Genomic DNA, 21,058 nt, shown 5'->3' on the forward strand with positions numbered 1-21,058 from the left:
CTCCAAAATGTTAGTGACTATACTGTTAGACGATAACATCATGCGGAAGGAGCGGCAAGGGCGCGCTTCCGGGGCCTTCTAGACCCCCCACTCCAGGTAGATGACGGGCGGCTCGCGGCCCGGGAGCTGGCGTAGCCGGCCGTGGTCGAGACCGAGCAGCTCGCGCACCGCCGTGGTCTCCCCGGGCCACTTCGGATGGGCGAGCTCGTCGAAGGCGACGATGCTGCCCTTGGTGAGGTGCGGCCGGATCGCCTTGAGGACCTCGCGGGTCGGCTCGTAGAGGTCGACGTCGATGTAGGCGAGCGCGATGACGGTCTCCGGGTTCTCCTCCAGGTACCGGGGCACCGTCTCCCGGATGTCGCCCTTGACCACGAAGCTGCGCCGGGTGTGCCCGTACGGCTCGCCGGCCTCGTGCGCGGCGAGCACCTCGCGCAGGTGGTCGACCTCGTCCGCCGGCATGGCGAACCGCCCCGGCACCGCGCTCGGGCTGACCCGGTCGACCTCGGCGACGTCGGGGAACCCGGTGAAGGTGTCGAACCCGATGACCCGGCGCAGCGAGTTGTAGGGCTCGTAGATGCTGCGCATCGCGGTGAAGGCCGCCAGGTGCCGGCCGTGCAGCACCCCGAACTCCATGATCACGCCGGGCACGCCGGCGATCATCCGGTACAGCGCGTCCATCGACAGCAGGTCGCTGAGCTGCTGCCGGCGCAGGTAGACCGGCAGGTTGTCGATCAGGTACTCGGGCGGGATGGGCGTCTCGGCCAGCAGCTTGGCGAGCCGCTCGCGGGAGTCGCGCTCCCCGGGGGACTCGTGCGGGATGATGTGCGGGTCCTTGTACTGCGGCTCGGTCATGCGGCTCGTCTCCTGTTCGGTGCTCGGTGCTCGGTGCTGGAAGGTCAGGAAAGCCAGGCCTCCGGCGCGGGCCCGCCGTTGCCGACCGGCGGGAAGAGCTCGTCCAGCCGGGCGAGCTCGTCCGCGGCCAGCGGCTTGTCCAGCGCACCGAGCGCGCCGTCCACATGGGCGGGGGTGCGGGGCCCGATGACGACCGAGGTCACGCCGGGACGGGCGAGCACCCAGGCCAGCCCCACCTCCGCCGGGTCCCGGCCCAGGTCCTGGCAGAACCGCTCGTATTCGACGAGCGTGTCGCGGTGGGTCTCCAGCGCCGCCGCGGCGCGCCCCTGCGCCGACTTGACCGCCGTGCCCTCGGCCAGCTTCCGCAGCACGCCGCCGAGCAGGCCGCCGTGCAGCGGCGACCAGACCAGGACCGCCAGGCCGTAGGCCTCGGCCGCCGGGACCAGTTCCAGCTCGGGGTGGCGGGTGACCAGGTTGTAGACGCACTGCTCGGACGCCAGCCCGACGAAGTGACGGGCGCGCGCGGCCTCCTGCGCGGCCGCCAGGTGCCAGCCGGCGAAGTTGGACGAGCCGACGTAGCGGACCTTGCCCTGGGCGACCAGCAGCTCCATCGCCTGCCAGATCTCGTCCCAGCCGACGGACCGGTCCACGGCGTGCATCTGGTAGAGGTCGATCCAGTCGGTGCCGAGCCGCCGCAGCGAGTCCTCGCAGGCCGCGACGATGTGCCGCGCCGAGAGCCCGCGGTCGTTCGGGGCCTCGCTCATCGGGTTGCCGACCTTGGTGGCCAGCACGACGTCGTCGCGGCGCCCGCGCGCCGCCAGCCACCGGCCGATCGCCTCCTCGGCGTACCCCTTGTGCACCCGCCAGCCGTAGATGTCGGCCGTGTCGATCAGGGTGACGCCCCGGGCGACCGCGTGGTCCATCAGCCGGTGGGCGTCCTCCTCCTCGACCCTGCCGCCGAAGTTCACGGTCCCCAGGCTCAGCCGGCTGACCGTCAGCCCGCATCGCCCCAAGCGCACCTGCATCATCGAGCGCCTCCGATCGCGCGTCCGCGGGCATCGTCGACAACGGTCCGTTCGCAGAGCCGCGGCGGCGGCACCCGCGCGTTCAGCGGCCCAGCGCCCTGCGGGCGCGCAGCAGGGCTCCCAGCACCGCGCGCTGGACCGGGAGCTCGCCGCGCATGCGCAGCAGCGACCACGCGGTCCACAGGCGGGTCTCGGCGACGTGGCCCGGGGACCCGTGCACGTCGTCGTGCCGCAGCAGGTCCAGGTCGCGCACGTGCCGCCGGAGGAACGCGGTCTCGCCGGGCGGGATGATCTCGTCCCGGGCGCTGGCCATGTAGTGGACGGGGACGCTCAGCGCGGCCAGGCGCTCGGCGGGCAGCGCCCAGTCGCCGAGCGACCCGAGGACGTCCTCGGGCTTGGTCCCGGTCAGGTGGGCCAGCGTGTCCACGGTGACCTGCGGGACCCGCCCGTGCCATTCGGTGTCGGTGAAGAAGTCGTGGACCGGGGCGCCGGCGGTCACCACGCCGCGGATCCGCGGATCGTCGGCGGCGCAGCGCAGCGCCAGATGGCCGCCGAAGCTGAACGCCAGCGCGTACGTCCGGGCGGTGTCCGCGCGGCCGGCCACCGCGTCGACCACGGCGCTGAGCATCCGGTGCCCGTCCGGGGTGTAGCGCAGCGTGTTCTCGCCCACGCCCGGCAGTTCGGTGACGACCGCGGCCATGCCGAGCCGCCGCAGTCCCGCCATCGCCGGGGCCCACTGCTCCTTGATGCTCACGATGCCGCCCATGACCACGACCAGCGGCTTCGGGTCGTCCGCCGACAGCCCCGCCGCCCAGGCGCCGACCCGCGCCCCGTCCACCTCCAGGTCGATCCGCTCGATCCCGCGGTCGCCGCGCCACCGGTCGAACGCGTCGACGCAGCGCTCCAGGGCGGCCTGCCGGGCGGGACCGTCGACGTAGGGGAAACGCGCCATGTTGTAGTGCCGGCACGCGTCGAGCAGGCGCCCGGCGGCCTCGTGCTCGGCCGCCGCCTCGGACCAGACCCGGACCCACGCGTCGGGACGGTCGGGGTCGTCGGACCCGATCCGGCCCAGCAGCCGTTCGTAGCCGGAGATGTCCTGGTTCCGGGCGTGCAGCGCCGCGAACTCCTTGAGCTCAGCCGGATCGTTCACCGGTCGCCTCCACCATCGCCTTCGCCACCGTGAACCGCTCCAGCCCGTCCTTGATGTCGGCCAGCACGTCCGCCGCCTCCGCGCCGTCGATCACCCGGTGGTCGAACGCCAGGCTGAGCCGCATGACCGGCGCGATGGCCACCTCGCCGTCGACGGCGACCGGCCGGTCGGCGATCCGGCCGACGCCGAGCGTGACCGTGGTGCCGCCCACCGAGTGGAAGGCGTCCACGGGGCGGTGCCCGAGCGAGGTGACCGCGAAGGTGCCGAGCAGCTCCGGACGCCGGCGCAGCGGCGCGGACGCCAGCCGGAACGCCAGCGGGCCGAGCGGCCACGGGAGCCTGTGCAGCAGCCGCGCCCCGGCGAACTCCGGCATCCGGGCCGGGTCCCCGTCGCGGAAGTGGTCGATCTGCTCCTGGACGGCGTCGAGGTCCGCCGACTCCAGCCCGGGAAGGACCGCCGACAGGACGATCCGCCGGCCGTTCAGGGTCCGGTCGAGGGTGAGCTTCGCGCAGACGCTCTCGTAGCGCGCGACCCGCGGACGGCGGCGGCCGCGGACGGCGGCGTTGGCCTCGGGGTGCGCGGCCAGCGCCCGCGCCGCGGCCAGCAGCACGTAGGCGACCACCGAGTAGCGGCGGCCGCCGGCGCGGGCGGCCTGCCGGTGGGCGGCGACCCGGCCCATGTCGACCTCGGTGTCCAGGAACACGGGGGAGAAGGACCGGATCGACCCGAGGAAGTAGAGGGTGTGCCGGCGCTCGGGCGCCATCGGCCGCGGCCCGGCCGCGGGCGTCATGCCGCCACCGCCAGCGCGTGCAGCTGCGCGAGGCTGCCGGCCTCCAGCACGTCCGGCAGCGACAGCGGGCGGCCGGTCTCGCGTTCCAGCGTGGTCAGCAGCCACAGCAGATGGACCGAGTCCCAGCCGGGCAGCTCGTCGAAGGACCGCCCGGCGTCCGCCGCCGTCACCGGCAGCCCGAGCTCGTCGCGGACCAGCGCGACGAAGTCGTCGATGTTCATGGGCCCTCCTCGCCCGTCGGACCTGCCGTGTTCGTCCCGCCGCCGGTCACACCGCCTCCAGCGCCAGGCCCGCGTTGATCCACTTGCTCGACTCGACCGCCAGCGCCAGCGCGCGGTCGCCCCGGACCATCCGGGGCAGGGCCCGCTCCAGCTGGAAGAACGGCAGCGCGTTGCCCGTGTTGCCGGTGTCGGCGACGCAGGTGACCTCCTGCGCGCCGGGCACCGCGAGCCGCTCGGCTATGCGGGCCGTCATCCGCCCCGACAGCTGCGGCGGCAGCAGGAAGGCCAGGTCGTCGCGCTTCCAGTCCAGGTCGGCGAGCATCTCCTCGAGGGTGTCCGCGGCCATCGCCGGCACCGACTCCTCGATCGCCTTGTAGTCCTCGACCGCGCCCGGACGGTCCGAGCCGCGGTCGGCGGCGCCGAACCACTCGACGGTCTGGCCGGGCGGCCGGTTCATGCCGGTGAAGCGGACGCGCACGTCGCGGACCGCGGCCGTCCCGGTCGTGCCGGGCGCGCCGGTCCCGGGGTCGGTGCTGAGCACGGCGGCGCCCGCCCCGTCGCCGAACAGCAGCCCGTTGATCTGCTGGGCGGGCGGCAGCTCGGCGGGGTTGACGCTCATGTCGTAGTGCTTGGCGCACACGTCCCCGCCGATGACCAGGGCGGTCCGGTGGCCGCCGCCGGCCAGCAGCCGGCAGGCCACGTCCAGCGCCTGGACCGCGCCGGTGCAGCCCGACTGCAGCTGGTAGGTCGGCAGGTCGTTGAGGGCCAGCCGGTCGGCGATGACGTTGACCGTGGTCGGCATCAGCTGGTCGGGCGTGGAGGTGCCCAGCACGACCACGTCGACGGCCTCGGTGCCCAGCCCGGCCGCGGCCAGCGCCCGGCGCGCCGCGGTCTCGCCGAGGTCGGCGAGCGAGTACCGGACCTCGGCGGTCTCCAGGTCGACGGCCAGGTGGCGGCTGCGGGTGCCGACGAACGCGTCGACCCACTGCTCCCAGGTGGAGCTCATCCCGAACCGCCGGGCCAGCGCGGCGTTGTCGATCGGCGGGCCGGGCAGGGCGGTCCCGGCCGATCGGAGGAGGACGTCGGCGGAGTGCATGCCCCTCATCGTCGGCACCGGCCCTAAAGCGCCGCTTGCGGCGCACCGAACCAGGTTCCGAGGGCGGCGCGCAGCCCGTCCTCGTCGGTGCCCTCGGGGTCGGCCCAGGCCACGTGCCCGTCGGGGCGGACGAGCACGGCGGCGGCGTCGATCTCGGTGACCGGCTTGGCCGCGACGGCCTCGACCCGCCCGGCCCACTCCGCGGCCGGGCCGAGGCCGGTGGCGGCGCCGTCCGAGAGGTCGATGAGGACGCCGCGCCCGGCGCGGAGCAGCTCGGCGGTGCGCGTCTCGCCGCGCGCGGTGAACAGCGCCGCGTCCGGGACCGGGCGGCCGACCAGCGGGTGCGCGCCGTCGACCGGGTAGCGGACGTCGGTCACCAGCCCGACGAGCAGCCGGTTGACGTCCTGCAGCCCGACCAGCTCGCCGAACAGCTCGCGCAGCGGCTCGACCCGGTCGAGCGGGTACTGCAGGGCCAGCTGCGCCTGCTGGCTCATGCGGACCCGCCGCCCGACCGTGTGCCGTTCGGCGTGGTAGGTGTCGAGGAGGCCGGGCGGCGCCCAGCCGAGGATCTCGGCGGCGAGCTTCCAGCCGAGGTTCACCGCGTCGTGCAGGCCCGTGCTGGTCCCGTGCCCGGCCCCGAAGTAGTGCACGTGCGCCGCGTCGCCCGCCAGGAACACCCGGTCGCGGCGGTAGGCGGACGCCAGGCGGGTGCGTCCGCTGTAGCGGTACATCCAGGCGGGCGGTTCGAGCGTCCATTCCTCGCCGCTCACCCGGCGCAGGCTCTCGCCCAGCTCGGCGGCGGTGACGGGCTCGTTGCGCCCGGGCCCGGTGACGCCGAACTCCACCGTCATCATCCGCACCCAGTCCTTCTTGTACGGGTGGGGCGTGATGCCGAGGAGCCCGCCCGGGTACATGGTCGAGCCCCACTGGGCGTCGAGCCGTTCGAAGTCGGCGAGGATGCCGTACCAGGGCGCTCCGCTCGGCGGCGCCTCGAAGCCGGCCAGCTCGCGCACGGTGCTGTCCTCGCCGTCGCAGCCGGCCAGGTAGCGGCCGGAGACGGACCGGTCGCCGGACGGCGTGCGCACCCGCACGGTGACGCCGGCCGCGTCCTGGTCGAGGCCGGTCACCTCGTGCCCGCGGCGGATGTCGGCCCCGAGCTCGCGGGCGCGCTCCTCCAGCACCCGGACGGTGTGCAGCTGCGGGACGATGAGCGAGTACTCGTGGTCGAGCAGCTCGGTGAGGTCCAGCCAGAAGTTGGCGAAATGGATCATGGGCCACTTGGCGGGCTCCTCGATCCGGCGGAGCCGGTCGAGCAGGCCGCGCCGGTCGAGCAGGTCGGCCGCCCGCGCGTGCAGCATGGTGGAGCGCAGGTTCTCGCCGGTCTCCCGGTCGGGCGCCCGGTCGAGCACCACCGTGTCGACGCCCGCGAGCCCGAGCTCGCAGGCGAGCATCAGCCCGACCGGGCCGGCCCCGACGATGACGACGGAGGCGTCCGGGGCGCCGGCCCCGGTGCCCGTGTCGTTGTCCATGCCGTTGTCCATGGCAGGTTCCTTTCGTTGGCGGCCGCCGTCAGGCGCCGGTGAGTTCCGTCCGCAGGTACGCGGCGAATGCGGCCGGTGTGGGGTGGTCGTAGACGGCCAGGGGCGGGAGGTCGTGGTCGAGGACGGCGACGAGCCGGCCGTGCAGTTCCAGCGCGGTGAACGAGGACAGCCCGAGCTCCACGAAGCCGTGCTCGGGGTCCAGGGCCTCCGCCGACCCGTGCCCGAGGACGGCCGCTGCGTGCGTCCGGACCAGGTCGAGCAGGAGCTCCTCCCGCTCGGCCTCGGACGCGGCGGCGAACCGGTCGCGCCAGCCGGCCCCGTCGGCCTCCGACGCCGGCGCGGACGCGGGACGGACGGCCTCGGGGATGTCCTCCAGCAGCCGGAAGGGCGGCATCCGCGCCCAGTCGGCGTCCACGACCATCCAGGACGCGGCCTCGCGCCAGGGGGCCCGGCTCAGGGCCGTGAGCACCGGGCCGACCGCCACCGGGCGGACGCCGAGCGCGCCCAGGTCCTCGGGACCGCCCTCGTACGGGCCCAGCGCGACGACGCGGGCGGGCAGGCCGAGGGCGCGGCGGCGCTGGACGAGCGCGTCGAGGCGGGCGTGCGCCGCCGCCTGCGCGGCCACCGCCTCCGGGCCCTCGGCGCCGAACACTCCGGTGGCCGAGGTGAGGACCAGGAACTCGCCCGGGTCGCGGTCCCGGGTGAGCGCGTCGAGCCGTTCCGCGGCGTCGGCCGCCGCCTCCGCCCGCGCGGAGGGAACGACGACGACGCCGCTCAGCGCGTCCCCGGGCGGGACGGCGGCGAGCTCGTCCGCGGGGTCGCGGCCCGCGGGGAGCAGGACGACGCGCTCGGCGCCGCCGGTGGCCAGCCAGTCCGCGACCGGGTCGCGCAGCGGCCCGTCGCCCGCGACGATCACGGTGCCCTCGGGGCGCCACGCCGCGGGCCCGTACGGGGCGGCGGCGCGGACCAGGCGCCGGGCGAGGATCCCGGTGCCGCGGATCGCCACCTGGTTCTCGCCGGTGGCCCCGCCGAGCACCGCGGCGAGCCGGGCCAGGGCGCGTTCGTCCGGCTCGGGCGGCAGGTCGACCAGCCCGCCCGGCGGCCGCGCGGACTCGACCGCCATGATCCGGCCGTGGTCCCACACGGCCGCCGGGGCCGGGTCGACGGGCGGATCGGCGGGCACGGCGGCGACACCGCGGCGGGTGACGGTCCACACCGGTGCCGGGACGCCCGCGGGCGCGGCCGGGCCGCCGCCCAGCCAGAGCACGCCTTCGGGCGGGTCGCCGCGGAGCGCGTCGTCCCCGGTGTCGGTGAGGACCTTCACGGTGCCGGCGCCGTGCGCGGTGAGGGCGCCGGCGAGCGCGTTCACGAAGGCGTCGTCGGCCGCGCCCGGCACCGCCACGATGACCCAGGAGCCGTGCAGGGCCGGGACGGGGACGGGCGGGACCGCCTTCCAGACCAGCCGGTGCCACCAGCGTCGCTGCCGGCGCCACCGCCCGAGCGCGGGCGCGATCCGCTCCAGCGCCTCCTTCTCGGCGCCGGTGAGCCGCAGCGTCGCGGCCAGCCCGGCGACGTCGCCCTCGTCGACCGCGCTCCAGAACCCCGCGTCGGCGGCGGACCCGGCGCCGGCGGGGGCGGCCGGCGGATCCAGCCAGTACCGGTTGCGCTGGAACGCGTACGTCGGCAGGGGGACGCGCCGTCCGGGAAAGCCGGCGGACCAGTCGACGTCCTTCCCGCGCGTGTGCGCCAGAGCGAGCGCTTCGGACAGTGCCTGGACCTCGGGCCGGTCGGCGCGCAGCACGGGCGCCAGCGCGCCGTCGCGGTCGCCGGCGGCGGCGAGGCACTCGCGGGCCATGGCGCACAGCGTCCCGTCCGGGCCGAGCTCGAGGTAGGTGGCGGCGCGCAGGTCGCGGACGCGCGCCACCCCGTCTGCAAACCGGACCGTGTCCCGCAGGTGCCGGACCCAGTGGTCCGCGTCGAAGTCCCGGTGCAGGTCGCCGGTGACGTTGGAGACGACGGGGATCTCGGGCGCGGAGGGGGTGATCCCTTCGGCGACCGCGCGGAACTCCTCCAGGACGCGGTCCATGTGCGGGGAGTGGAAGGCGTGGCTGACCTGCAAGCGCCTGACCTTGCGGCCCTGGGCCGACCAGCGCGCGGCGAGCTCGTCCACGGCCGCGGCGTCCCCGGCCAGGACGACCGAGTCGGGGCCGTTGACGGCGGCGACGGAGACCTCGGCCTCCCGGCCCTCCAGCGCGGGAAGGAGGTTCTCCAGCGGCGCCCGTACGGCGAGCATGGCCCCCTCGTCGGGAACGGACTGCATCAGGCGCCCCCGGGCGGCCACCAGCGTGCACGCGTCGGGCAGGGACAGCACCCCCGCGACATGGGCGGCGGACAGCTCGCCGATGGAATGCCCCAGCAGCACGTCGGGAGAGAGGCCGAACGCGGACAGCAGCCGGTAGAGCCCGACCTGCAAAGCGAAGAGGCCGGTCTGGGTGTAGACGGTTTGGCCGATCAGATCGGGCCGGTCGAACACGGCTTCCCGCAGCGGGACGTCCAGGTGGGGGTCGAGATGCCCGCACACCTCGTCGAAGGCCTCGGCGAAGACCGGGAAGGCGCCGTGGAGTTCGCGGCCCGTGCCGAGGCGCTGGCTCCCCTGGCCGGTGAACAGGTACGCCAGCCCGCCCGGCGCGACCCTGCCCTGCACCAGCCCGGCGGCGGGCTCGCCGCGTTCGAGCGCCGCGAGCCCGCGCAGCATCCCCTCGCCGTCCGCGGCGACGATCGCCGCGCGATGGTCGAAGTGCGCGCGGGTGGTGGCCAGCGAGAAGGCGACGTCGGCCGGGTCCGGCGCCGGCTCGGCCGACATGTGCTCGCGCAGCCGGCGCGCCTGCGCCCGCAACGCCTCCTGGCTGCGCGCGGAGATCACCCATGGCGCCCCGCCCGCGCCGCCGTCCCGCCCGCGGTCGTCTTCGGGGTCCTGGACGGCGGGCGGCTCCTCGATGACCACGTGGGCGTTGGTGCCGCTCACGCCGAAGGACGACACGCCCGCGCGCCGCGGGCGGCCGGCGCTTTCCCAGGGGACCGGCGCGGTCAGCAGCGACACGTCGCCGGCGGTCCAGTCCACCTGCGGGGTGGGCGCGTCGACGTGCAGGGTCTGCGGCAGGGTCGCGTGCCGCATGGCCATGACCATCTTGATGATCCCCGCCGCCCCGGCGGCCGCCTGGGTGTGCCCGATGTTGGACTTGACCGAGCCGAGCCGCAGGGGGCGCTCGCGGTCCCGCCCGTACGCGGCGAGCAGGGCCTGCGCCTCGATCGGATCGCCGAGGGTGGTGCCGGTGCCGTGCGCCTCGACGGCGTCGACGTCGGCCGGGTCCAGCCCGGCCCCGGCGAGCGCCGCCCGGATGACGCGCTGCTGCGCGGGGCCGTTGGGCGCGGTCAGCCCGTTGCTCGCACCGTCCTGGTTCACGGCCGTGCCGCGGATCACCGCCAGCACGGGATGGCCGTTGCGCTCGGCGTCCGACAGCCGCTCCACCAGCAGCAGCGCCGCGCCCTCGCCCCACCCGGTGCCGTTGGCCGCGGCGGCGAACGACCGGCAGCGGCCGTCGGGGGAGAGCCCGCGCTGGCGGCTGAACTCCACGAAGATCCCGGGCGTCGCCATGACGGTGGCGCCGCCGGCGAGGGCGAGGGTGCACTCGCCGTCCCGCAGCGCCCGGCACGCCTGGTGGAGCGCGACGAGCGACGACGAGCAGGCGGTGTCGATGGTGACGGCCGGGCCTTCCAGGCCGAAGGTGTAGGCGACGCGGCCCGAGGCGACGCTCCCGGCGCTGCCGTTGCCGAGGAGGCCCTCGAAGCCGTCGGGGGAGCCGTTCACCATCCGGCCGCCGTAGTCGGCGTACATGATCCCGGCGAAGACGCCCGTGCTGCTGCCGCGCAGCGCCGCGGGGTCGATGCCCGCCCGCTCGAACGCCTCCCAGGCCAGCTCGAGCAGGAGCCGCTGCTGGGGGTCGGTCGCGAGGGCCTCGCGCGGGCTCAGCCCGAAGAAGCCCGCGTCGAACTCCGCGGCGTCGTGCAGGAACCCGCCCTCCCGGACGTAGCTCGTCCCGGGCCGGTCCGGGTCGGGGTCGTACAGCGCCTCCAGGTCCCAGCCGCGGTCCGCCGGGAAGCCCGAGACCGCGTCGGTGCCGGCGGCGACCAGGTCCCAGAGCCCGTCCGGGTCGCGCACGCCCCCCGGGTACCGGCAGGACATCGCCACGATCGCGACCGGGTCCTGCCGCCCGGCCTTCAGCTCCGCCAGCCGCCGGCGGGTCCGGTGCAGGTCGCTGGTGACCCACTTGAGGTAGTCGACGAGCTTGTCCTCGCTGGCCATGGGGCCGGTCCCTTCCGCGGCGCTCAGCTCGCGCCGCGTCCCAGTTCCTGGTCGATGAAGTCGAAGATCTCGTCGGCGGACGCCGTCTCGATCCGGTCGGACACCTCGGCGGCGCCGCCCGTCTCCGCCCGCCGGTCCAGCCAGAGGGAGAGCAGGGTCTGCAGGCGCGTCGTCACGGCGGCGTCGGTGCCATCGTCGGCCGGCGGGAGCCCGGTGAGCACCGCGGCCAGCCGGTCGAGCTCGCCCAGCACCGGCGGTTCCGCCGGTGCGGCGGTCCCGCCGAGCTCGGCCCGCAGCTGCGCGGCCAGCACCGCCGGCGTCGGGTGGTCGAAGACGAGGGTCGCCGGCAGCCGCAGCGCGGTCGCCGAGGCCAGCCGGTCGCGCAGTTCGACGGCGGCCATCGAGTCCATCCCGAGCTCGCTGAACGGCCGCTCGGCCTCGACCGCCTCCGGGCCGGGATGGCCGAGGACGGCGGCCACATGCGTGCGGACCTCGTTCAGCAGGTACGCGTCGCGCTTGTCCTCGGGAAGGTCCGCCAGCCGCGCCGCGAGGTCGCCGGTGGCCGCCCGCCGGGCCTGCCGGCGGACGAGGCCGCGCAGCACGGCCGGCAGCGGGCCGGCCGACGCGAGCGCGCGCAGGGCTGCCAGGTCGAACCGCGCCGGCACCAGAGCCGGAAGCCCGGTCGCCAGCGCCGCGTCGAACAGGTCCAGCGCCTCCTCGGCCGCCATCGGCGTGACGCCCGCACGGCCGAGCCGCGCCCGGTCGTGTTCGCCGGCCATCCCGCCCGCCTGCGCCCACGGACCCCACGCCAGCGCCGTTGCGGGCAGGCCGAGGGAGTGCCGGTGCTGCGCCAGGGCGTCGAGGAAGGTGTTGCCCGCCGCGTAGTTGGCCTGCCCGGGGTTGCCCACCGTGCCGGCGAGCGAGGAGAACAGGACGAACGACCGCAGGTCCGCGTCGCGCGTGAGGTCGTGCAGGTGCCGGGCCGACCGCGCCTTCGCGCGCAGCACGGCCTCCAGCCGCTCGGGGGTGATGGCCGTGACAAGCCCGTCGTCCAGCACCCCTGCGGTGTGCACCACCGCGGTGAGCGGCCGGTCGGCCGGGATCGAGGCGATCAGGTCCGCCAGCGCCGCGCGGTCGGCCGTGTCACAGGCCGCTATGCGGACGTCGGCGCCGAGAGCGCCGAGTTCCTCGGCCAGCGCCGCGGCCCCGCCGGCCTCGGGGCCGCTCCGGCTCGCCAGCAGCAGATGCCGCATGCCGTGCGCGGTCACCAGGTGCCGGGCGACCAGGGCGCCGAGGGTTCCGGTGCCGCCCGTGATGAGGACGGTGCCGTCCGGGTCCGGTGCCGCACCGGCCGGGGCGGGCGGCGCCCCGGAGGGCACCCGGGCCAGCCGCGGGACGTGGAGCACGCCCTGGCGGACGGCCAGCTGCGGCTCGCCCGTCGCGGGCACGGCGGGCAGGACGGCGGCCGAGGCCGGATCCTCGTCGAGGTCGACGAGGACGAGCCGGTCGCCGCTCTCCGACTGCGCCGACCGCACCAGCCCCCACACCGCGGCCTGGCCGAGACCCGGCACGCCCTCGCCGTCCCGGACCGCGAGCGCGCCCCGGGTGACCACGACCAGGCGGGACGCGGCGAAGCGCTCGTCGCCGAGCCAGGTCCGCACCAGGTCGAGGGCGTCGAAGGCGGCGTCGTCCTCCTGGTCCGGGAGGGAGGCGTAGACGGTCTCGGGCACCGGGCCCGCGGCGGCCAGCGAGCGCAGATCGGGGTGCCGGGTGCCGCTCACGCCGGGATCGGTGTCGCCGACCACCGCCGCCGTCGCCTGCGGGACGTCCTCCGGTACGGGCACGGGCGTCCACGCGACGTGGAAGAGGGCGTCGCCGGCCCCGGCGCCCAGGCGGTTCGCCGCCACGGGCCGCATGACGAGCCCGCCGACCTCCAGCACGGTCCGGCCTTCGGTGTCGGCGACCGTCATGGACAGCGCGTCCGGGCCGGCGGGGACCAGCCGCACCCGTATCTCGGTGGGCGCCGCGGCGTACGCCGTCACCGCGCTCCACGAGAACGGCAGGCGGACCGTGTCCGGCTGGTCCGAGGCCGCGCCGGCGGCGAGGGCGAGCGGGTGCAGGGCCGCGTCCAGCAGGGCCGGGTGGATGCCGAACCCATCCGCGTCGCCGCCTTCGGGGAGCGCGACCTCGGCGTACAGGGTCTCTCCGTCCCGCCATGCCGACCGGACGCCCTGGAACAGCGGGCCGTAGTCGAACCCGGCGTCGGCGAGGCGGTCGTAGAGGCCGTCCGCGTCGAGCGGTGCCGCGCCCGGTGGCGGCCATGCCTTCAGCTCGCCCGCCGGGACGGGGCCGGTCTCCTCGGCCAGGAATCCCGCGGCGTGCCGGGTCCACGTTCCCTCGGCGGAGCCGCTGTGGACGCCGACCGGGCGCCGTCCCGATCCGTCCGGCGGGCCGACGATCACCTGAAGGCGCACGTCGCCGTCCGCCGGGATCGCCAGCGGGATCTCCAGGGTGAGGTCGTCGATGCGGGCGCAGCCGGTGTGCCGGCCCGCCTCCAGCGCCATCTCCACGAAGGCCGTCCCCGGGAGGATGACCGTGCCCGCGACGGCGTGGTCGCCGAGCCACGGCTGATCCCGCAGCGCGAGCGAGCCCGTCAGGACGGTGCGGTCGTCGTCGGCGAGGCCGAGCACGGCGCCCAGGACCGGGTGCCCGGCGGCGGTCAACGCGAGCGCGGCCGGATCGCCGGACCTGCCCGGCGTGAGCCAGTACCGCTTGCGCTGGAACGCGTACGTCGGCAGGTCCACGCGGCGCCCGCCCAGGCCGGCGAGGGGAGCCGACCAGTCGACCGGGGCGCCGGCGACGTGCGCGGCGCCGAGCGCGGCGACCAGCGTCCGGTCCTCGCGGCGGCCGGCGCGCAGCGCGGGGACGATCACCGCGCCGTCCTCGGGGAGGCAGTCGCGGCCCATGGCCGACAGGACGGCGTCGGGTCCGAGCTCGACGAACCGGCGCACCCCGCGGTCCCAGAGCGTGCGCATCCCGTCGGCGAACCGGACGGTCTCCCGCATGTGCCGGACCCAGTAGTCGGGGGAGCGCAGGTCGGCGGCGCCCGCGACCCGGCCGGTCACGTTGGAGACGATCGGGATCGAGGGCGGCGCGATGCTCACCGACCGCGCGACCCGGCGGAAGTCCTCCAGCACCGGTTCCATGTGCGGGGAATGGAAGGCGTGGCTCACCGCCAGCCGCTTGGTGCGGCGGCCGGCGGCCCGCCAGTGGTCCGCCAGCCGGGCCACCTCGGCCGCGTCCCCGGAGACGACGACCGCGCCGGGCCCGTTGACGGCGGCCAGCGAGACCGCGTCCTCCAGCCCGGCGAGCAGCGGGGCCATCTCCTCCTCGCTCGCCTGGACGGCCGCCATCGCCCCGGTCTCCGGCGCTGCCTGCATCAGCCGGCCGCGCGCCGCGACCAGCGCGCAGGCGTCCGGGAGCGAGAGCATCCCGGCGACGTGCGCGGCGGCCAGCTCGCCGACCGAGTGGCCGATCAGATGGTCCGGCCGCAGTCCCCAGGACTCGACCAGCCGGAACAGCGCGACCTCGACCGCGAAGATCGCGGGCTGCGCGTGCTCGGTCCGGTCCAGCGGGCCCGCGAAGACCAGGTCGCGGGCCGGTCGGTCGAGATGCTCGTCCAGGCACGCGCACACCGCGTCCAGTGCCTCGGCGTAGGCGGGGAAGGCGCGGTAGAGTTCGGCACCCATGCCCGGGCGCTGGCTGCCCTGTCCGGTGAACAGGAACGCCGTACCGGCCGGGGGTCCCGCCGCGCCCGTGCTCCCGTCGCGCGGCGTCTCGCCCGACGCGAGCGCGGCGAGCTCGCGGAGGAGCTCGTCCCGGTCGTCACCGAGCAGGACCGCGCGATGCGGCAGGACGGCGCGGGTCGTCGCGAGCGAGAAGCCCACGTCCTGCGGGGCGAGGCCGGGGTGCTCGCGCAGGTGGGACAGCAGCCGCCGGGCCTGCGCGGCGAGGGCGTCCTCGCTCGCGGCCGACAGCGTCCACGGGATCACGGCGGCCAGCCCCTCACCGGGCCCGGGTTCGTCCGCGGCCGGTGCGCCGGTGTCCTCGGCGGGTGCGCCGGTGTCCTCGGCGGGCGGTGCCTCCTCGAGGATGACGTGCGCGTTGGTCCCGCTGATCCCGAACGCCGACACCCCCGCCCGGCGCGGCCTGCCGTTGCGGGGCCACGCGGCGGCCTCGGTGAGCAGCTCGACCGAGCCGGTCGCCCACGCGATGTGCGGCGAGGCCTCGGCGGCGTGGAGCGTCCGCGGCAGCAGCCCGTGCCGCAGCGCCATGACCATCTTGATCACGCCCGCGGCGCCCGCGGCGGCCTGGGCGTGGCCGATGTTCGACTTGATCGAGCCCAGCCGGAGCGGGGCGTCGCGCTCCCCGCCGTAGGCGGCCAGCAGGGCGTGCGCCTCGATCGGGTCGCCGAGCGCGGTGCCGGTGCCGTGCGCCTCGACGGCGTCGACCTCGCCCGGCGCCAGCCGCGCGGCGGCCAGCGCCCGGCGGATGACCTCCCGCTGGGCCGGGCCGCTCGGCGCGGCCAGGCCGTTGCTCGCGCCGTCCTGGTTGATCGCCGACCCCCGGATCACGGCCAGCACCGGGTGGCCGTTGCGCTCGGCGTCCGACAGCCGCTCGACCAGCAGCAGCCCGGCGCCCTCGGCGAACGCCGTGCCGTCGGCCTGCGCGGCGAAGGACTTGCACCGCGCGTCCGGGGCCAGGCCGCGCTGGCGGCTGAACTCGGTGAACAGCCCGGGCGTCGCCATGACCGTCGCGCCGCCGGCCAGGGCGAGCGTGCAGTCCCCGTCGCGCAGGGCCTGGCAGGCCAGGTGCAGGGCGACGAGCGAGGACGAGCAGGCGGTGTCGATCGTGACCGCGGGCCCGGCCAGCCCGAGGGTGTAGGCGACGCGGCCGGACGCCACGCTCGCGGTGTTGCCCGTCAGCAGGTAGCCCTCGAACTCCTTCGCCACGCCGCGCGGCGTGTACTCCTGGGAGATCACTCCGGCGAACACGCCGGTCGCGCTGCCGCGCAGCGATGCGGGGTCGATCCCGGCGCGCTCGACCGCCTCCCAGGCGGTCTCCAGCAGCAGCCGCTGCTGCGGATCGGTGGCGGCGGCCTCGCGCGGCGAGATGCCGAAGAAGCCGGCGTCGAAGTCGCCGGCGTCGTAGAGGAAGCCGCCCTCGCGCACGTAGCTGGTGCCCGGATGGCCGGGGTCGGGGTCGTACAGCGCCTCCAGGTCCCAGCCGCGGTCGGCGGGGAACGCGCCGATCGCGTCGGTCTCCGACACCAGCAGCCGCCACAGGTCCTCGGGCGAGCGGACGCCGCCCGGGTAGCGGCAGGCCATGCCGACGACGGCGATGGGCTCGCCGGGGCCCGCCGCGGCGGCGGCCGGGCCCGCCGCGGAGGCGGCGGCGGGCCCGGCGTCCGGGCCGTCCAGCACCTCGGCGCGCAGCCGTGCGGCCAGCGCCTCCGGGGTCGGCTCGTCGAAGACCACCGTGGTCGGCAGGCGCAGCCCGGTCGCGGCGTTGAGCCGCTTGCGGAACTCCAGCGCCGCGACCGAGTCGAACCCCAGCTCTTTGAACGCGCGGGCCGCCGGGATCGCCTCCGGCGCCTGGTGCCCGAGGGTGGCCGCGGCGTGCGCCCGGACGAGGTCGAGCAGCATCGCGTCCCGCTCGGCCTCCGCGGCGGCGAGCAGCCGGCGGCGCAGCCCCTCGCGGGCGGAGGAGTCCGCGCCGTCCTCGGCGCGCAGGATCCGCTGGACCTCGGGCAGCTCGTCCAGCAGCGGGCGCGGCCGCGCCATCGTGTACGCGGGCACGAACCGGTCCCAGTCGAAGTCGGCGACGGCGAGATGGGTCTCGTCCCGGTCGAGCGCCCGCTGCAGCGCGGCGATCGCCTGGTCGGGGTCCATGGTCGGCACGCCGCGGCGGCGCAGCAGGTCGGCGACGGCCTCGTCGACCATGCCGGCCGCCCAGGCGCCCCAGGCCACCGACGTCGCGCGCAGCCCGCGGGCGCGGCGCGCGGCGGCCAGCCCGTCGAGGTAGGCGTTGGCGGCGCCGTAGGCACCCTGCCCCGCGTTGCCCCACAGCCCGGCGCCGGAGGAGAACAGCACGAACGCGTCGACGTCGCCGAGCAGCTCGTCCAGGTGCGCGGCGCCGGTGACCTTGGCGTGCATGACGGCGGCGAGCTCGGCGGCGCCGGTCTCGGCCAGCGGCGTCTCCACGGTGACCTCGCCCGCGGCGTGCACGACGGCGGTCACCGGCTCGTCCGCGGGCAGCCCGGCCAGCAGCCGCTCCAGCGCGGACCGGTCGGTGACGTCGCAGGCCGCGACCGTGACCTGCGTCCCGGTCTCGGTGAGCTCGGCCGCCAGCTCGGCCGCGCCGGGCGCGTCCGGTCCGCGGCGGCTGAGCAGCACGAGCCGGGGGCAGCCCGCGCGGGCCAGCCAGCGGGCGACGTGCGCGCCGAGCGCCCCGGTGCCGCCGGTGACCAGCGCGGTCCCGGTGGGCCGCCAGGTGCGCGGCGCGGCGCCCGCCGGGGCCCGGACCATGCGGCAGGCGCGGACCTCGGCGCCGCGGACGGCCACCTGGTCCTCGCCGGTGCCGCCGTCCAGCAGCGCGCGCACGCGCTCCAGCGCGTCGTCGTCGAGGTCGGCGGGCAGGTCGATGAGGCCGCCCCAGCGGTCGGGCTCCTCCAGCGCGACCGTACGGCCCAGCCCCCACACCGCCGCCTGCGCCGGGGCGGCGGGGGCGTCGCCGCCGCGTCCGGTCCGCACGGCGCCGCGGGTCAGCAGCCAGAGGCGGCCGGGCAGGCCGGCCTCGCCCAGCGCCCGGACGAGCAGCGCCGTGGCGGCCTGGCCGGACCCGAGCGACGGATGCTCGGGGTGCGGCCGCTCGTCGAGGGCGAGCAGCGAAACCACTCCGGTGAGGGCCTCATCCCCGGCGGCCTCGCGCAGGCGCGCGGCGACCTCGTCGCGGCCGTCGGCGGGGGAGATCGCGACGGTCTTCGGCGCGCCGTCCCGCAGCAGCCACGCCAGGCATTCGTCCACCGGGCCGCCTGCTCCGGCGGGGACGGCCACCAGCCAGTTCCCCGGCAGCTCGGCCCGCGGCGGCACGCTCACGGGCCGCCACGCGACCCGGTACTGCCAGTCGTCGATCGCGGCGCCGCCGCGCCGCGGCCCGGCGGCGGCCAGCCAGTAGCGTTCGCGCTGGAAGGCGTAGGTGGGCAGCTCTATCCGGCGGGCGCCGGTGCCCGCGAAGACCGCCTCCCAGTCGACGGCCGCGCCCTGCACGTGCGCCTCGGCGAGCGAGGTCAGGAACCGGTCCCAGCCGCCGTGGTCGCGGCGCAGCGAGCCGACGACGACACCGGCCGCGGCGGCGTCCTCCAGGGTCTCCTGGACCGGCCCGGTGAGCACGGGATGCGGGCTGACCTCCACGAACGTCCGGTGGCCGCGCTCGGCGAGGGCGCGCACGGCGGGCTCGAACAGCACCTCCTGGCGCAGGTTGCGGAACCAGTACCCGGCGTCGAGCGCCGCCGTGTCGACGGGCTCGCCGGTGACGGTCGAGCAGAACACGATGTCGGCGGCGCGCGGCTCGATCCCGGCCAGCTCGGCGAGCAGGCGGTCGTGGAGCGCCGCCACCTGGGCGGAGTGGGAGGCGTAGTCCACCGGGATCCGCCGGGCGCGCACCCCGTCCGCCTCGCAGGACGCCAGCAGCCCGTCCAGCTCGCCGGGGTCTCCGGACACCACGGTCGAGCCCGGTCCGTTGACCGCCGCCACCGAGAGCCCGTCCGTGAGCATCGGGCGCACCCGGTCGGCGGGCAGCGCCACCGAGGCCATGCCGCCGGTACCGGCCAGCGAGACGAGCGCGCGGCTGCGCAGGGCTACGACGCGGGCGGCGTCCTCCAGGGAGAGGGCGCCCGCGACGCAAGCCGCCGCGATCTCGCCCTGCGAGTGCCCGAGAACGGCGTCGGGCCGCACGCCCGCCGCCCGCCAGAGCTCGGCGAGCGCCACCATGACCGCGAACAGGGCGGGCTGCACGACGTCGACCCGCTCCAGCGACGCCGCGCCCGGGGCCCCGGTCAGCACGTCGGTCAGCGACCAGTCGACGTGCGGTGCGAGCGCGGCCGAGCACTCCTCGATCCGTTCGCGGAACACCGGCGAGGACTCCAGGAGCCCGGCGGCCATGCCGGCCCACTGCCCGCCCTGCCCGGGGAAGACGAAGACGGTCTTCCCGGGCCGGCCGAGGGACTCGCCGCGGACGACCGCGGCGGGCTCGCCGCCCGCGGCCAGCTCGGCGAGGGACTGCAGGAGCTCCTGCCGGCCGGCGCCCACGGCCACCGCGCGGTGCTCCAGCGTCGCGCGCGTGGTGGCCAGGGAGAACCCGACGTCGGCGGGGTCGGCGTCCGGGTCGCCGAGCACGAACTCGCGCAACCGCGCAGCCTGCGCGCGCAGGGCGTCCTCGCTCCGTGCCGACACCGGCCAGGCGACGGCCGTGGACCGGCCGATCGCCTTCGGGGCCGGCCGTGCCTCGCCGGGTCGTGCCTCGCCGGGGCCTTCCTCGCCGGGCCCGGCCGGGGACGGCTCCGGGTCGCCGGACGGGGCCTGTTCGAGGATGACGTGCCCGTTGGTGCCGCTGATCCCGAACGACGACACCGCGGCGCGCCGCGGCCGGCCGCCGTCCGGCCAGGGCTGGTTGCGCGACAGCAGCGCGACGTTCCCGGCGGACCAGTCCACGTGCGGCGACGGGGCGTCCACGTGCAGGCTGCGGGCCAGCTCGCCGTTGCGCATGCCCATGACCATCTTGATGATCCCGGCGACGCCGGCGGCGGCCTGGGTGTGCCCCAGGTTCGACTTGACGGAGCCGAGCCACAGCGGCCGGTCCCGGCCCCGTCCGTAGGTCGCCAGCAGCGCCTGCGCCTCGATCGGGTCGCCGAGGGTGGTGCCGGTGCCGTGCCCCTCGACGGCGTCGATGTCGGCGGCCAGCAGCCGCGCGTCGGCGAGGGCCTGCCGGATCACCCGCTGCTGGGACGGCCCGTTGGGCGCCGTCAGCCCGTTGCTCGCGCCGTCCTGGTTGATCGCCGAGCCGCGGATCAGCGCGAGCACCGGGTGGCCGTGCCGCCGGGCGTCCGACAGCCGCTCGACCAGCAGCAGGCCCGCGCCCTCGCCCCAGCCGGTGCCGTCGGCGGCCGCGGCGAACGGCTTGCACCGCCCGTCGGGCGCCAGCCCGCGCTGCCGGCTGAACTCCACGAAGGCGCCCGGCGTGGCCATGATCGTCACGCCGCCGGCCAGCGCGAGATCGCACTCGCCGAGCCGCAGCGCCTGGCACGCCTCGTGCACCGCGACCAGCGACGAGGAGCACGCGGTGTCGATGGACAGGGCCGGCCCCTCCAGCCCGAAGGTGTAGGCGACCCGGCCGGACGCGACCGCGGGCAGGGTGCCGGTCATGATGTGGCCCTCGAAGCCCTCGGCGCCCATCGCGTAGTTCTGGTTGATCACGCCCGCGTACACGCCGGTCCGGCTGCCGCGCAGCGCGGCCGGGTCGAGGCCCGCGCGCTCGAACGCCTCCCAGGCGGTCTCCAGCAGGAGCCGCTGCTGCGGGTCGGTCGCGAGCGCCTCACGTGGGCTGATCTCGAAGAACGCGGCGTCGAACCCGGCGGCGCCGTCGACGAAGCCGCCCTCGGTGACGTAGGTGCGGCCGGACCGGTCGGGGTCGGGGTCGTACAGCTCGGCGAGCTCCCAGCCGCGGTCCTCGGGGAAGGGGCCGATGGCGTCGCGGCCGGAGACCACCAGCTCCCACAGGTCCTCGGGGGAGCTGACGCCGCCGGGGTACCGGCAGCTCATGGCCACGATCGCGATGGGCTCGTGGGCGCGGTCCTCCTGCTCGCGCAGCCGCCGGCGCGCCTGCCGCAGGTCGGTGGTCGCGCGCCTGAGGTACTCGCGGAGCTTGTCCTGGTTCTCCATGCTCTCTCTCCGGTCCGCCTCT

The 21,058-nt window shown here is 76.6% G+C and carries 9 protein-coding genes; all 9 read right to left on the bottom strand.

The genetic code is table 11. The features are described from left to right. Positions 1-78: 78 nt before the first annotated feature. The 9 genes from QP089_RS14220 to QP089_RS14260 all read right to left on the bottom strand — a co-directional run bounded on the left by QP089_RS14220 (position 79) and on the right by QP089_RS14260 (position 21,036). On the bottom strand, positions 79-852 hold the full coding sequence (locus QP089_RS14220) for a class I SAM-dependent methyltransferase (protein WP_285912046.1): 774 nt from the start codon (positions 850-852) through the stop codon (positions 79-81). 44 nt (positions 853-896) lie between these two features. Further along, positions 897-1,880 (bottom strand): aldo/keto reductase, encoded by a 984-nt coding sequence (locus QP089_RS14225; RefSeq protein WP_285912047.1) that lies wholly within the window; start codon positions 1,878-1,880, stop codon positions 897-899. 79 nt (positions 1,881-1,959) lie between these two features. Beyond that, positions 1,960-3,027, bottom strand: coding sequence for an alpha/beta hydrolase family protein (locus QP089_RS14230; protein WP_285912048.1), 1,068 nt, complete (start codon positions 3,025-3,027; stop codon positions 1,960-1,962). Further along, entirely contained in the window at positions 3,011-3,817 is an 807-nt protein-coding gene (locus tag QP089_RS14235; protein WP_285912049.1) for a 2-oxo acid dehydrogenase subunit E2, read from the bottom strand. Before QP089_RS14235 ends, QP089_RS14230 begins: the two co-directional genes overlap by 17 nt. After that, complete coding sequence (locus QP089_RS14240) at positions 3,814-4,038, bottom strand: acyl carrier protein (protein WP_285912050.1); 225 nt, start codon at positions 4,036-4,038, stop codon at positions 3,814-3,816. The genes QP089_RS14235 and QP089_RS14240 overlap by 4 nt, the downstream gene beginning before the upstream one ends. Before the next feature lie 46 nt (positions 4,039-4,084). After that, positions 4,085-5,134: a 3-oxoacyl-ACP synthase III family protein gene (locus QP089_RS14245; protein ID WP_285912051.1), complete on the bottom strand. Its 1,050-nt coding sequence runs from the start codon at positions 5,132-5,134 to the stop codon at positions 4,085-4,087. A gap of 23 nt (positions 5,135-5,157) precedes the next feature. Further along, a complete protein-coding gene (locus tag QP089_RS14250) occupies positions 5,158-6,675 on the bottom strand; it encodes an FAD-dependent monooxygenase (protein WP_285912052.1) in 1,518 nt (505 codons plus the stop codon). A gap of 28 nt (positions 6,676-6,703) precedes the next feature. Further along, positions 6,704-11,038 carry a type I polyketide synthase gene (locus QP089_RS14255; RefSeq protein WP_285912053.1) on the bottom strand — a complete coding sequence of 1,445 codons (4,335 nt, stop codon included), beginning with the start codon at positions 11,036-11,038 and terminating at the stop codon, positions 6,704-6,706. A gap of 23 nt (positions 11,039-11,061) precedes the next feature. After that, positions 11,062-21,036: a type I polyketide synthase gene (locus QP089_RS14260; RefSeq protein WP_285912054.1), complete on the bottom strand. Its 9,975-nt coding sequence runs from the start codon at positions 21,034-21,036 to the stop codon at positions 11,062-11,064. Positions 21,037-21,058: the final 22 nt, after the last annotated feature.

Source organism: Actinomadura opuntiae (assembly GCF_030283205.1).
In the GTDB taxonomy this organism is placed as follows: Bacteria; Actinomycetota; Actinomycetes; order Streptosporangiales; family Streptosporangiaceae; genus Spirillospora.

Excerpts from the sequence above, each read along its gene's own strand:
- QP089_RS14225 (WP_285912047.1), bottom strand. The coding sequence starts at position 1,880 with ATGATGCAGGTGCGCTTGGGGCGATGCGGGCTGACGGTCAGCCGGCTG.
- QP089_RS14245 (WP_285912051.1), bottom strand. The coding sequence starts at position 5,134 with ATGCACTCCGCCGACGTCCTCCTCCGATCGGCCGGGACCGCCCTGCCC.
- QP089_RS14220 (WP_285912046.1), bottom strand. The coding sequence starts at position 852 with ATGACCGAGCCGCAGTACAAGGACCCGCACATCATCCCGCACGAGTCC.
- QP089_RS14240 (WP_285912050.1), bottom strand. The coding sequence starts at position 4,038 with ATGAACATCGACGACTTCGTCGCGCTGGTCCGCGACGAGCTCGGGCTG.
- QP089_RS14255 (WP_285912053.1), bottom strand. The coding sequence starts at position 11,038 with ATGGCCAGCGAGGACAAGCTCGTCGACTACCTCAAGTGGGTCACCAGC.
- QP089_RS14235 (WP_285912049.1), bottom strand. The coding sequence starts at position 3,817 with ATGACGCCCGCGGCCGGGCCGCGGCCGATGGCGCCCGAGCGCCGGCAC.
- QP089_RS14250 (WP_285912052.1), bottom strand. The coding sequence starts at position 6,675 with ATGGACAACGGCATGGACAACGACACGGGCACCGGGGCCGGCGCCCCG.
- QP089_RS14260 (WP_285912054.1), bottom strand. The coding sequence starts at position 21,036 with ATGGAGAACCAGGACAAGCTCCGCGAGTACCTCAGGCGCGCGACCACC.